The following is a 12,916-nucleotide window of genomic DNA, read 5'->3' on the forward strand; positions in this document are numbered from 1 at the left end:
GACATGCCTAATTTCTTTATCGATCGCCCCATATTTGCGTGGGTGATCGCCATTATCATCATGTTGGCAGGGGGGCTCGCGATCCTCAAATTGCCGGTGGCGCAATATCCAACTATTGCACCGCCTGCAGTGACGATCTCCGCGACCTATCCTGGCGCTGATGCGAAGACAGTACAGGATACTGTTACGCAGGTTATCGAACAGAATATGAACGGTATCGATAACCTGATGTACATGTCCTCCAACAGTGACTCCACGGGTACCGTGCAGATCACCCTTACCTTCCAGTCAGGTACGGATGCGGATATCGCACAGGTGCAGGTACAGAACAAACTGCAACTGGCGATGCCGTTACTGCCTCAGGAAGTCCAACAGCAAGGGGTGAGCGTAGAGAAGTCTTCCAGTAGCTTCCTGATGGTTGTCGGTGTTATCAACACCAACGGTACCATGACCCAGGAAGATATTTCTGACTACGTGGGCGCTAACATGAAGGACGCCATCAGCCGTACTTCAGGTGTGGGTGACGTTCAGCTGTTCGGTTCCCAGTACGCGATGCGTATCTGGATGGATCCGAACAAACTGAACAACTTCCAGTTGACGCCGGTTGATGTGATCAGCGCCATTAAAGCGCAGAACGCCCAGGTTGCAGCCGGTCAGCTTGGTGGTACGCCACCGGTGAAAGGTCAGCAGCTTAATGCGTCAATCATCGCGCAAACCCGTCTGACCTCTGCCGATGAGTTCAGCAAAATTCTGCTGAAAGTGAATCAGGACGGTTCACAGGTTCGTCTGCGTGACGTGGCGAAAGTGGAGTTGGGTGGCGAAAACTACGACATCATTGCGAAGTTTAACGGCAAACCCGCTTCCGGTTTAGGTATCAAACTGGCAACCGGCGCTAACGCCCTGGATACCGCTAACGCCATCCGTGCTGAACTGGCGAAGATGGAGCCGTTCTTCCCATCAGGCCTGAAAATTGTTTACCCGTATGACACCACACCGTTCGTGAAAATCTCGATTCACGAAGTGGTGAAAACGCTGGCGGAAGCAATCATCCTCGTGTTCCTGGTTATGTATCTGTTCCTGCAGAACTTCCGCGCGACGTTGATTCCAACTATTGCCGTACCGGTGGTGTTGTTGGGTACCTTTGCGGTACTGGCCATTTTCGGCTTCTCGATAAACACCCTGACAATGTTCGGGATGGTGCTCGCCATCGGCCTGTTGGTGGATGACGCCATCGTGGTGGTCGAGAACGTTGAGCGTGTCATGTCTGAGGAGGGACTACCGCCGAAAGAAGCGACGCGTAAATCAATGGGCCAGATTCAGGGCGCACTGGTGGGCATCGCGATGGTGCTGTCAGCGGTATTTATCCCGATGGCCTTCTTCGGCGGTTCCACCGGGGCAATTTATCGTCAGTTCTCCATCACCATTGTTTCGGCGATGGCGTTGTCGGTACTGGTGGCGTTGATTCTGACGCCGGCACTGTGTGCCACCATGCTCAAACCGATTGCTAAAGGCGATCACGGAGAAGGCAAAAAAGGCTTCTTCGGCTGGTTCAACCGCATGTTCGATAAGAGCACCAACCACTATACCGACAGCGTTGGCGGCATTCTGCGCAGTACGGGTCGTTATCTGGCGCTGTATCTGATCATTGTTGTCGGCATGGCTTATCTGTTCGTTCGCCTGCCAAGCTCCTTCTTGCCGGATGAAGACCAGGGGGTATTCCTGTCCATGGCTCAGCTACCTGCAGGTGCTACGCAAGAGCGTACCCAGAAGGTGCTGGACGAAATGACGGATTACTATCTGACCAAAGAAAAAGCGAACGTTGAATCGGTATTTGCCGTTAACGGCTTCGGTTTTGCGGGACGCGGTCAGAACACCGGTATTGCCTTCGTGTCGTTAAAAGACTGGAGCGAACGTCCGGGCGAAGAGAACAAAGTCGAGGCAATCACTGCTCGCGCGATGGGTGCGTTCTCGAAAATTAAAGATGCGATGGTCTTCGCCTTTAACCTGCCAGCGATTGTCGAACTGGGTACCGCAACTGGTTTTGACTTCCAGTTGATTGACCAGGGTGGCCTGGGCCATGACAAACTGACCCAGGCACGTAACCAGCTGTTTGGTGAAGTGGCCAAACATCCGGATCTGTTGGTCGGTGTTCGTCCTAACGGCCTGGAAGATACACCGCAGTTCAAGATCGATATCGATCAGGAAAAAGCGCAGGCGCTGGGCGTTTCTATTAGTGATATTAATACAACGCTAGGTGCAGCATGGGGCGGAAGCTACGTGAACGACTTCATCGACCGTGGTCGTGTGAAGAAAGTTTACGTCATGTCTGAAGCGAAATACCGTATGTTGCCGGAAGATATCGGAAACTGGTACGTCCGCGGTAGCGATGGACAAATGGTACCGTTCTCCGCCTTCTCTACCTCTCGTTGGGAATATGGTTCACCGCGTCTGGAACGCTATAACGGTCTGCCTTCCATGGAAATATTAGGCCAGGCCGCTCCGGGTAAAAGTACCGGTGAAGCCATGGCGATGATGGAGCAACTGGCAAGCAAACTGCCGTCCGGTATCGGCTATGACTGGACCGGGATGTCCTATCAGGAACGACTGTCCGGCAACCAGGCTCCTGCCCTGTATGCCATATCACTGATCGTCGTCTTCCTGTGTCTGGCAGCATTGTACGAGAGCTGGTCAATTCCGTTCTCCGTTATGCTGGTGGTTCCGTTGGGGGTTATCGGTGCGTTGCTGGCCGCGACGTTCCGCGGACTGACCAACGACGTTTACTTCCAGGTAGGCCTGCTCACAACCATTGGGTTGTCGGCGAAGAACGCGATACTGATCGTCGAATTCGCCAAAGACTTGATGGATAAAGAGGGTAAAGGTCTGATCGAAGCGACGCTGGACGCGGTGCGCATGCGTTTGCGTCCAATCCTGATGACCTCGCTGGCCTTTATTCTGGGCGTTATGCCGCTGGTTATCAGCTCCGGTGCAGGTAGTGGCGCGCAGAATGCCGTCGGTACCGGCGTAATGGGCGGGATGGTCACGGCAACCGTACTGGCAATCTTCTTTGTTCCAGTGTTCTTTGTGGTGGTTCGCCGCCGCTTTAGCCGCAAGAATGAAGATGTTGAGCACAGCCACCCGGTTGATCACCATTGATTCATCGCTAATGAAAAGGCCGCGCAAGCGGCCTTTTTTCTGTCAAAATCATAAAATACACTTATTGTGATAACGTTTATTTTCGGTTGGGTGAATAAGCGATATAATCCCTTTAGGCTTAAAGGCTATTCTTAAAATTCCTTGAGGTTTCTTATTTACTTTAATAAATATTAAGATTAATCCTAGCCACTCATCGACATTGTTAGAGGTTGTCTTTGATTACTAAAGCTAAACCCGTTAACCTGATGATTGCCCGAACAATAAGGAAGTTGTTCCATTTCGAATACCCACATTTATCAGGTAGAATGAAAAAAGGGTGCGGCATCATATTTTGGCACAATTGTAATTTTTCGTGATATGACGATGAAATCTTTTTTAGAGTAGATTATAGTTAAATCATCAAGCGTCACGGGCAAGTTCCAGGTAGTTTGTTGTATCCACCCCGAAGGTGTTCGGTTAGTTTAAACCACTAAGAAGGGGATGCGTTATGGACGAGTACTCACCCAAAAGACATGATATCGCACAGCTTAAATTTCTCTGTGAAACCCTGTATCATGACTGTCTTGCAAACCTTGAACAAAGCAACCATGGCTGGGTTAATGACCCAACCTCAGCAACCAGCCTGCAGCTCAACGAACTGATAGAGCATATTGCAACCTTCGCACTTAATTATAAAATTAAGTACAATGAGGACAATAAGCTGGTCGCACAGATTGATGAATACCTGGATGACACTTTTATGTTGTTCAGTAATTATGGTATTAATACGCAGGATTTGCAGAAATGGCGAAAGTCCGGAAATCGACTGTTTCGCTGTTTTGTCAATGCCACCAGGGCTAATCCTGTCAGTTTGTCTTGTTAAAAATTATTACAATCATAGGTAAGAGTTATGTCTGATAAACCATTAACTAAAACAGATTATTTGATGCGCCTGCGACGTTGCCAGACAATTGACACGCTTGAGCGTGTTATTGAGAAAAATAAATATGAATTGTCCGATAACGAACTGGCTGTATTTTACTCAGCAGCAGATCATCGCCTTGCTGAATTGACGATGAATAAACTCTACGACAAGATCCCAACTTCCGTTTGGAAATTTATTCGCTAATCGCTCACGAGGTTAAGTCAGGTATTGCAGTACATTTGTCTGACTGACCGCTTCCTCGTTTATACAACTATTATTTAATTCAAATCACGTGATTGCGATCACAACGAAGTGACGGGAACGGTCCCTTTATACGCATTACACTTTACTGTATTGCGATGAGTCATCCGCGAACCGCAAAAGCCGTAGTGGGCAGTAATCCTGCGCGGATCATCAAAACGCTACGCACTCAAATGTAACTGTTATGCTAAATTGTGGTTAATCTGTTACTTTTTTCAGGCACGGTCCCCTTTTAAAATAGGCCGATCCTACCTGAATATTGAAGACATCACGAAGGCAAGAGATGACAGAAATACAGCGCCTGCTCACCGAAACAATTGATGATTTAAATACTCGCGAGAAGCGTGATAACAGACCGCGTTTTAGCATTAGCTTCATTCGCAAGTATCCGGGGCTGTTTATCGGCATGTATGTCGCATGGTTTGCCACGCTGGCGGTCATGCTGCAATCAGAAACGCTGGTCGATTCGGTGTGGCTGTTGGTGGTACTGTTTGTCATCCTCAACGGTTTTTTCTTTTTTGACGTCGCGCCACGTTACCGTTTTGAAGATATTGACGTGCTGGACTTTAGAGTCTGCTATAACGGCGAATGGTACAACACGCGCTTTGTTCCTCCGAGCCTCATCGAAACCATACTGCATTCACCACAGGTGGAGAACGAACATAAAGCACAACTGCAAAAAATGATGGCACGTAAAGGCGAACTCTCTTTCTATGATGTCTTCACGCTAACCCGCGCAGAGGCCAGCCAGTAATCTCCCCGCCCGCGAATAAAAAAGTGCGTACCCTCTGGCACGCACTTGGCTCCCTGAAATGTTGGTAAAATAACTAACGCCTTTTCTTCCTACCCTGTACCGCTTTAAATCGCGGATTTGTTTTGCAGATAACATACAAACGCCCTTTGCGTTTGACTATCTGACAGTCAGGGTGGCGCTGTTTGGCGCTACGAAGTGAATTAAGAACCTGCATGTTAACCTCGCTTAGCGCCAATAAAACGACCAAAACGTTTCTGGAAGCGCGCTGCGCTGCCTTCGTTGTCGAACGTCTTTTGTTTTCCGGTGTAGTACGGGTGCGATTTAGAAGAGATATCAAGAGTCACGTACGGATACGTTTCTCCCTCAAACTCAATCTCACGTTCCGTTTTGATGGTTGAACCAACCTTAAAGTATTCATTGGCACTGGTGTCGTGGAACACCACTGTACGATAAAAGGGATGGATATCTGGCTTCATAGCAACCTCAATTGTTACAATATAACATAACACATAAGGTACACCACTCTCGCCCCTGTCTCAACCTGATTTATACTGTGGATAATTTATTCAGGAAATATCCCCCCTAAATATATGATGTCATTCGAATAGATTTTTCACTTTCGGATATACTTTCCCTACGCTGTGTAAATAAGGATATCACTGTGACAACACGACATTTGATAGGCCTGGTGACCGGAATATTGATTCTGTCTATCCTTGTGCCAGTAGGTTTAAGCCTGTGGCTGGCATATCGTCAGGTCGAAACCAAATTTTTTGCAGAGCTTGATTCTTACACCAGCCGGGTCGCTTTGCGCACGGAAAGAGTGGGCGAGCAGGCGAAAAAAGCATTACGCAAAATTGAAACCTTTCAGGGAGAACCTTGCGGGGAGGAACATTTGCTGGAAATGCGTCGATTGTCATACAGCTATCGCTATATTCAGGAAGTGCTGTACCTCAAGGGCAACGTTCCACAATGCTCCTCTCTTGAGAAAAAAAGTCGCGCTGTCGCCTTCCCTCCCCCAATGAAAATTACGCAGGATGGTTATCGTGCCTGGTTAACCACGGAAAACGATTTGGGGATCCAGCAGTTTATGGCTGCATTAGGCAGCGAACATTATGTGGTGATGGTCGATCCTGGCACGTTCATTGACGTTGTTCCGTTCGGTTCATGGCCGATTGATGTCGCCATTATTGGTGCCGACAAAAATAGGATCGTCACCAGTAGTGGTAGACTTCCCACAGATATTTTGCAGAATCTTCAACAAGATAATGACACTTTCCATTTGCAAAAGGAGGGGGTTATTTACAATGCCCGCCCCTTCCCTGAGTTAGGTATCACTGTCGTAAGCTGGGCATCAACACTACCGCTGCAAAAAATATGGCATCGCCAGGCGCTTATCTGGCTCCCGGCGGGAATTCTTATCGGTCTGCTGACCGCCGCCTTTGTTCTGCGTATTTTACGTCGTTTGCAGTCTCCCCATCATCAGTTGCAGGAAGCCATCCAACGCCGGGAAATTAAGGTGTACTATCAGCCGATCATTTCTCTTCGTACCGGGAAAGTGGTAGGCGCCGAAGCGCTCGCCCGTTGGCCACAATCCGATGGAAGTTTTCTCTCGCCAGAAATTTTCGTCGCGCTGGCACAGCAGACCGGACTGACAACGCCACTCACCCGCCTGATTATCGAAAGTGTATTTGACGATCTGGGCAAATGGCTGCATCACCATCCAGAGCAGCACATCTCGATCAATCTTGAAGCAGACAATCTGACGTCAGAAACGCTGCCGGGTCTGCTCAGCCGTAAGGTGAATCACTGGCAGATAAAACCGTCGCAAATTGCCCTCGAACTCACAGAGCGCGCCTTTGCCGATCCCAAAACAAGCGGTCCTTTCATCGCCAAATACCGTAAAGCAGGTCATTCTATTTATATTGATGATTTTGGCACCGGCTATTCCAGCCTCAGTTATTTACAGGACCTGGATGTCGACATTCTGAAGATCGACAAATCGTTCGTGGATGCGTTGGAATATAACAACGTGACGCCGCATATTATCGAGATCGCGAAAACGCTGAAGCTGGAAATGGTGGCTGAAGGTATCGAGACTAAAAATCAAGAAGACTGGCTACGACAGCACGGCGTGCAGTATGGTCAGGGCTGGCTATACAGCAAGGCATTGCCGAAGGCGGAGTTTATCCTGTGGTCGGAGAAACGACTGTAACTAATATCTAAAAATGTTGAGATGGCTGGCGGCACGCCGCACAGCCAGTCACATCAGTTATCCATAATGGGCGAGAATCCACCGTAGATCATGCGCTTGCCATCAAAGGGCATCGATTCGCCAAATTCCTTCATTCGGGGATCGGACATCATCTTTTGATTCGCCGCGTCACGGACTTCTTTTGAAGGATACTCAATCCAGCTGAATACCACTTCTTCATGATCCTGCGCTTTTACCGCCATGCGAAAATCGGTCAATTTGCCGTCAGGGACATCGTCTGCCCAGCATTCCACCACGCGCAATGCACCGAACTCCTTGAAAAGCGGCGCCGCTTTTGCCGCCATCGCGATATACGCCTCCTTGTTTTCAGCGGGTACCGCAACCACAAAACCATCGACATACTTCATGAGAAAAGCCTCCGAAGTTTACTGCGCGGCAAGCGGATTCCGGCCGCGTCAGTCGAGATTAAGTTTAGTCGTCAGCTCGCAATCATGCCGTAGGTTCATTCCGAACCCGAATGCGCGACTGCGGCTGATGCCGAAACCACGGCAGGCAAAACTGAATTAGCGGACCAATTGCCAGTGCATACAACACCGTACCAACACCCAGAGTTCCTCCAAGTAGCCAACCGATGAGCAACACCGACACTTCGATGGCAGTACGAATTCGCCTTACCGGCCAACCAGTACGCGCGTGAATACCGGTCATCAAACCGTCACGCGGGCCTGCGCCAAAACCCGCACCGATATACAGGCTGGTTGCTAAAGCATTCAGTACCACTGCAGACACTAACAGTCCGCTGCGGGCGAACAAGGATTCAAATCCTGGGATCACCATCAGAGCCACATCTGCCGCCAGCCCGATCATAATGACATTACTCAATGTGCCAAACCCCGGACGCTGGCGTAGCGGTATCCATGCCACCAAAACCAACACGCCCACAGCAATAATCACCAAGCCAATGTTCATCGACAACAGATTTGCCACGCCCAGATGAAAGACATTCCAGGGGTCAGCCCCTAAATCCGCACGCACAAACATCGCAGTCGACACGCCGTAAAGCGTCAGCCCGATAAACAATTGCAGTAAACGACGCAGCATGCTTTTTTCCTCTTCCCTTGCAGATAGCGTCCATATTCACCGCAATTGGCGCTATGATTAATGACCAGTTTCCAAAAAGTGGACTGCTATGTCATCTCGCCGTTACGGAAGTCAGTCTCTTCAACGCCTGCTAGGGCACTGGCAGGAGACCCCCTCACGCACCCCAATCTGGCGACAGCTGGCTGAAGCCCTGCGTCTGCTAATACTGGATGGTCGGCTGGCACTCGGTAGCCGACTGCCCGGCGAGCGCGAACTTGCTACGGTGTTAGAAGTCAGTCGAACAACCATCGCCAGCGCAATGGCGCGACTGCGTGAGGAGGGGTATCTGGAAAGCCGCCAGGGTAGTGGCTCACGGGTGATCCTGCCGGATCATATTCGCCATGTACCGACGCGTACCGGCACCGGTACCGCGCTCGATATGTCCACAGCCGCACTCAGCGCCGGTCCCGAAATTCATCAGGCTTACCAGCAGGCGCTACTTGCCATGCCGCAACATCTGTTAAGCTCCGGATATCTGCCTCAGGGGCTGCCGTCTTTGCGTGAATCCATTGCCCGGCATTATTGTGAACGCGGATTACCCACTCAGTCGGATGAGATAATGGTAGTGAATGGCGCAGTCAGCGGACTGGCGCTAATCCTACGATTACTTACCGGTCCTGGCGATCGCGTGGTAGTCGATCATCCCACTTACCCGCTCGCCATTGCGGCTATTCAGGGGGCCTCCTGTCGACCAGTGGGGGTGTCGCTGCCCGAGCAAGGGTGGGATACCGCAGGACTTGTCGCAACTATCGCGCAAACCGCCCCGCGCATGGCCTACCTGATGCCGGATTTTCACAATCCTACCGGACGCTGTATGGACGCCGCCACACGTCAGGTTGTAGCCGATATCGCCGCCAGGACACACACCACGCTGGTGGTGGACGAAACCATGGTCAACCTGTGGTATGACGCCCCTCCACCGCCACCGCTCGCCGCATTCAATCACGATGCGCCCATCATTATGTTGGGATCTGCCGGTAAAAGTTTCTGGGGAGGATTACGTCTGGGATGGGTGCGCGCGCCGTCACGGACCATTGCCGCGCTGGTACAAACCCGCGACACATTTGATTTAGGTTCCCCAGTGCTGGAACAGCTCGCTACCGGCTGGCTGTTGGATAACGCCATGCAGTTTCTCCCGGACAGAAGACAGTTACTCACCGCCAGACGTGACCAATGCAGCGCCCTGATGAAATCACATTTCCCGGAATGGCAATTTACCCAACCGCAGGGTGGGTTATCTTTCTGGGTTGAATTACCCGATACGCTGGCGACGCTGTTTGCCACTCGCGCCGAAAGTGCCGGTATTCAACTAGGTACCGGAACGCGCTTCGGTTTAGCGGGTGCATTCGATCGTTTCTTACGCATGCCCTTCGCACTGCCGGATGACACAATGCGCTCCGCGTTCAGAACATTGCAGCCAATTTGGGACAATCTGCGTTCACAGGCAAGTCATGGAAAAATACGCAAAATAATCTAAGTGACGAGTCACAGGACTCATCATTGATTGCCACAACTCTCGGGTGAATCCTGGCAATATTACTGCTGGCGAGGAACTGGGAATCCTTTCAGGGAAATAATAAAATTCTCGCCGTCTTTCTTAATTTTTGCTCCGGCATCACACCAGTCAGAAGCAATACGGAAGAACTCATCACTGCCGACATTCCAGCTCAGGCGCACATGCTTTACATAGCCGGAACGCAGTAATTCACAGGCTTCGCCATAATTACAGGCGGTTGAGAGCGGTTGTTGTTTCATTTTTTCTTCTTCAGTAATCTACGCAATGCTTTGATTTCTTTAGGAGTCAGCGCTTCAACTACGGATTCTTCCGTATGCTGGCTGTCAATCTCTTCTGCACAGGCTCCCGCCTCTTCAACTGCGGTAAATGCGATAAGCAGCAACTTTTGTGTGCTGATGCTTAGATTTTCATTATTTACTTCAGCGTAATGACGAAGTTTCTCTTTTAGCGTTTCATCTATTTTGACATTTAATACTGCGGTCGACATCGTGATAAATCCTTGTGGTCAGCCAAAGCACGCCAGACACAACACGCACGTCCAGGCGGCGCGAACAAGACAGTAGCAACGGCAAATAACATCCCAGAAACACATTGACAGCATTTGATGACAAAATAATGACAGTACGATGACAAGAAAACGAAGAGAAAGAGGAAGTGAAAGAGGAAGTGAAAGAGGAAGTGAAAGAGGAAGTGAAAGAGATTGCCAGACGGCAGAATTGGGTGGGGGCCCTGCCAGCTACATCCCGGCACACACGTCATCTGCCTTGGCTGCTTCCTTCCGGACCTGACCTGGTAAACAGAGTAGTGTTGCGGGAGAACCAACAGAGCCCCCATTGAGAGCGTTGTTAACCAACGCGCAGGCGCATTATCACTGCTGTACCCTGTAATTGCAACCCATCCAGCACCGGATGCTGTTTTCTTGTGCAATGCGGCTTCACTCACCCGCCATTCCAGATTATGCTGAAGGATTAGCGCAGGAATAAACGATGGATATACAAGACTCTTTTCCCCAACGCGTCTGGCAAATCGTCGCCGCCATCCCCGAAGGATTCGTGACCACCTATGGTGATGTCGCCAGGCTTGCCGGATCGCCACGTGCAGCACGCCAGGTCGGTGGCGTGCTCAAACGGCTTCCCGAAGGAAGTACCCTGCCCTGGTATCGTGTCGTCAATCGCCATGGTGCTATATCGCTGACCGGGCCGGATTTACAACGCCAGCGTCAGGCATTGCTGGCTGAAGGTGTGATGGTTTCGGGAAGTGGGCAAATCGATTTACAACGTTATCGCTGGGTGTATTAACCCTCCCCTGACGGAGAGGGTTATGCCAGCTTAGTACTGCGTAGGGGCAGGAACGGCTGAAGACGGATTCACCTGCGTGGGAGACGTTGACGGCACCGTAGTCACCGGGCCACCGCTGGTCTGAACCGGAACTTCCGTATGCTGAACAGGAACCAACGTCAGATCGGCCTTAGTACCGCCCTGGTTGATGACCGGCTGCACGGTATCCGTAATAAACACCAGTTTGTCATTCACCATAATGGCCGCACTCAACAAAATACGGGCGTTCGGCTGAATATCTGCCGGGTTAAATGGCAGCACGAAGCTGAATGGTGCCTGCTTACCTTCAGTACGAACCGCTTTTTGCGACAGGACTTTTGACGGGGCATCCGCCAGTGAAGCATCCGACAGCGTGACGGTCAGTACGGCATCCGGTGGCAGAGCTACTTTCTGGCGGATCCACACCGTACCAGAAACATTCGGCTGTTGAATTTTTGACTGTGTGTCAGCAATTGACGTATTAGGGCTTGGCGCAGGTGTCTGAATATCTGCACTTTTATCAGCACAAGCCGCCAGAGCGACCGCAACTGCTAAACCACTTACCATGTGCACGAGTTTCATTAAATTCTCCTTATCATCAATGCACCAGCGAGAACTTTCCTCGCCAGAAGAGTGGTTAACAAAAACATAACGTGATTAAGTGTGGCACAAACCACCTATTTTTGCCTGTATTCGACCGATTATTCAGACAATTGCACCCATCGGACCACTTTCAAAATTGCGTTATACTCTGCCTACTTTGCTGCGACATCGATCTTACCTGGAGAGCACCTATGAGTCTGGCACTAAAAAATCTGCTGACATTGTTGAATTTGGAAAAAATTGAAGAAGGACTCTTTCGCGGCCAAAGTGAAGACTTAGGGTTACGTCAGGTTTTTGGCGGGCAGGTCGTCGGACAGGCGCTGTATGCCGCTAAAGAAACCGTACCAGAAGAACGCCTGGTACACTCCTTTCACAGCTATTTTTTACGTCCCGGCGATAGCCAGAAACCGATAATCTACGATGTCGAAGTGCTGCGCGATGGTAATAGCTTCAGCGCACGTCGCATTGCGGCTATCCAGAATGGAAAACCCATTTTCTACATGACAGCCTCTTTTCAGGCGCCGGAAGAGGGCTTTGAACATCAGAAAAACATGCCACACGCGCCGGGACCTGATGAACTGAAATCCGAAACCGAAATTGCCCGCTCAGTAGCACATCTGCTGCCGCCGCTGTTGAAAGAGAAATTTATCAATGACCGTCCGCTGGAAGTACGTCCGGTGGAGTTTCATAACCCGCTCAAAGGCCATGTTGCAGACCCAACTCGCCAGGTGTGGATCCGCGCCAACGGTACAGTGCAGGACGATCTGCGCGTGTATCAGTATCTGCTGGGCTACGCCTCTGACCTGAACTTCCTGCCCGTGGCACTACAGCCGTATGGGATTGGTTTTCTGGAGAAAGGGATTCAGATAGCCACTATCGACCATTCGATGTGGTTCCATCGTCCTTTCAATATCAATGAGTGGTTGCTGTATAACGTGGAAAGCACCTCCGCCTCAGGCGCCCGGGGCTTTGTGCGCGGGGAGTTTTATACTCAGGACGGCGTGCTGGTTGCCTCTACCGTACAGGAAGGGGTGATGCGCAATCGCAACTGATG

The 12,916-nt window shown here is 50.5% G+C and carries 15 protein-coding genes and 1 other RNA gene; 8 read left to right on the forward strand and 8 right to left on the reverse strand.

What is annotated here, in order from left to right:
• The first annotated feature begins 3 nt into the window (after positions 1–3).
• From acrB to IMQ48_RS06545, 4 genes are all read left to right on the forward strand, one after another.
• On the forward strand, positions 4–3,153 hold the full coding sequence (acrB, locus tag IMQ48_RS06530; protein ID WP_196208370.1) for an efflux RND transporter permease AcrB: 3,150 nt from the start codon (positions 4–6) through the stop codon (positions 3,151–3,153).
• Positions 3,154–3,640: 487 nt separating this feature from the next.
• Positions 3,641–4,015, forward strand: coding sequence for an Hha toxicity modulator TomB (gene tomB / locus IMQ48_RS06535; RefSeq protein ID WP_196208371.1), 375 nt, complete (start codon positions 3,641–3,643; stop codon positions 4,013–4,015).
• Between the two features lie 27 nt (positions 4,016–4,042).
• Positions 4,043–4,261: an HHA domain-containing protein gene (locus IMQ48_RS06540; RefSeq protein WP_002892050.1), complete on the forward strand. Its 219-nt coding sequence runs from the start codon at positions 4,043–4,045 to the stop codon at positions 4,259–4,261.
• Between the two features lie 340 nt (positions 4,262–4,601).
• Positions 4,602–5,072 (forward strand): YlaC family protein, encoded by a 471-nt coding sequence (locus tag IMQ48_RS06545; protein ID WP_196208372.1) that lies wholly within the window; start codon positions 4,602–4,604, stop codon positions 5,070–5,072.
• Between the two features lie 73 nt (positions 5,073–5,145).
• On the opposite strand, the gene ykgO is transcribed toward IMQ48_RS06545, so the two are convergent.
• Positions 5,146–5,286: a type B 50S ribosomal protein L36 gene (ykgO, locus tag IMQ48_RS06550; protein ID WP_005125190.1), complete on the reverse strand. Its 141-nt coding sequence runs from the start codon at positions 5,284–5,286 to the stop codon at positions 5,146–5,148.
• 1 nt (position 5,287) lies between these two features.
• Entirely contained in the window at positions 5,288–5,548 is a 261-nt protein-coding gene (locus tag IMQ48_RS06555; RefSeq protein WP_196208373.1) for a type B 50S ribosomal protein L31, read from the reverse strand.
• Between the two features lie 185 nt (positions 5,549–5,733).
• Between IMQ48_RS06555 and IMQ48_RS06560 the strand changes: the two genes are divergently transcribed.
• Positions 5,734–7,287, forward strand: coding sequence for an EAL domain-containing protein (locus IMQ48_RS06560; protein ID WP_196208374.1), 1,554 nt, complete (start codon positions 5,734–5,736; stop codon positions 7,285–7,287).
• Positions 7,288–7,340: 53 nt separating this feature from the next.
• Here the strand turns inward: IMQ48_RS06560 and IMQ48_RS06565 are convergent, their stop codons facing one another.
• Together IMQ48_RS06565 and IMQ48_RS06570 are read right to left on the reverse strand one after the other, a co-directional pair.
• The gene (locus tag IMQ48_RS06565) at positions 7,341–7,694 is read right to left on the reverse strand and encodes a DUF1428 domain-containing protein (protein WP_196208375.1); all 354 of its coding nucleotides are present in this window, start codon (positions 7,692–7,694) and stop codon (positions 7,341–7,343) included.
• 82 nt (positions 7,695–7,776) lie between these two features.
• Positions 7,777–8,388, reverse strand: coding sequence for a YitT family protein (locus tag IMQ48_RS06570; RefSeq protein WP_196208376.1), 612 nt, complete (start codon positions 8,386–8,388; stop codon positions 7,777–7,779).
• 88 nt (positions 8,389–8,476) lie between these two features.
• On the opposite strand from IMQ48_RS06570, the gene IMQ48_RS06575 reads away from it, so the two are divergent.
• The gene (locus IMQ48_RS06575) at positions 8,477–9,904 is read left to right on the forward strand and encodes a PLP-dependent aminotransferase family protein (RefSeq protein ID WP_196208377.1); all 1,428 of its coding nucleotides are present in this window, start codon (positions 8,477–8,479) and stop codon (positions 9,902–9,904) included.
• 59 nt (positions 9,905–9,963) lie between these two features.
• On the opposite strand, the gene IMQ48_RS06580 is transcribed toward IMQ48_RS06575, so the two are convergent.
• The 3 genes from IMQ48_RS06580 to ffs all read right to left on the reverse strand — a co-directional run bounded on the left by IMQ48_RS06580 (position 9,964) and on the right by ffs (position 10,767).
• Positions 9,964–10,182: a hypothetical protein gene (locus IMQ48_RS06580; RefSeq protein ID WP_196208378.1), complete on the reverse strand. Its 219-nt coding sequence runs from the start codon at positions 10,180–10,182 to the stop codon at positions 9,964–9,966.
• Complete coding sequence (locus IMQ48_RS06585) at positions 10,179–10,430, reverse strand: hypothetical protein (RefSeq protein WP_196208379.1); 252 nt, start codon at positions 10,428–10,430, stop codon at positions 10,179–10,181. Before IMQ48_RS06585 ends, IMQ48_RS06580 begins: the two co-directional genes overlap by 4 nt.
• 240 nt (positions 10,431–10,670) lie before the next feature.
• An RNA gene (ffs, locus tag IMQ48_RS06590) (signal recognition particle sRNA small type) lies at positions 10,671–10,767 on the reverse strand.
• Between the two features lie 162 nt (positions 10,768–10,929).
• Here ffs and IMQ48_RS06595 point away from each other — a divergent pair.
• Entirely contained in the window at positions 10,930–11,241 is a 312-nt protein-coding gene (locus tag IMQ48_RS06595) for an MGMT family protein (RefSeq protein WP_196208380.1), read from the forward strand.
• A 30-nt stretch (positions 11,242–11,271) separates the two neighbouring features.
• On the opposite strand, the gene IMQ48_RS06600 is transcribed toward IMQ48_RS06595, so the two are convergent.
• Positions 11,272–11,841: a YbaY family lipoprotein gene (locus IMQ48_RS06600; RefSeq protein ID WP_196208381.1), complete on the reverse strand. Its 570-nt coding sequence runs from the start codon at positions 11,839–11,841 to the stop codon at positions 11,272–11,274.
• Between the two features lie 212 nt (positions 11,842–12,053).
• Between IMQ48_RS06600 and tesB the strand changes: the two genes are divergently transcribed.
• A complete protein-coding gene (gene tesB / locus IMQ48_RS06605; RefSeq protein WP_196208382.1) occupies positions 12,054–12,914 on the forward strand; it encodes an acyl-CoA thioesterase II in 861 nt (286 codons plus the stop codon).
• Positions 12,915–12,916: the final 2 nt, after the last annotated feature.

The sequence above is a fragment of the Citrobacter sp. Res13-Sevr-PEB04-36 genome (assembly GCF_015672735.1).
In the GTDB taxonomy this organism is placed as follows: Bacteria; Pseudomonadota; Gammaproteobacteria; order Enterobacterales; family Enterobacteriaceae; genus Citrobacter.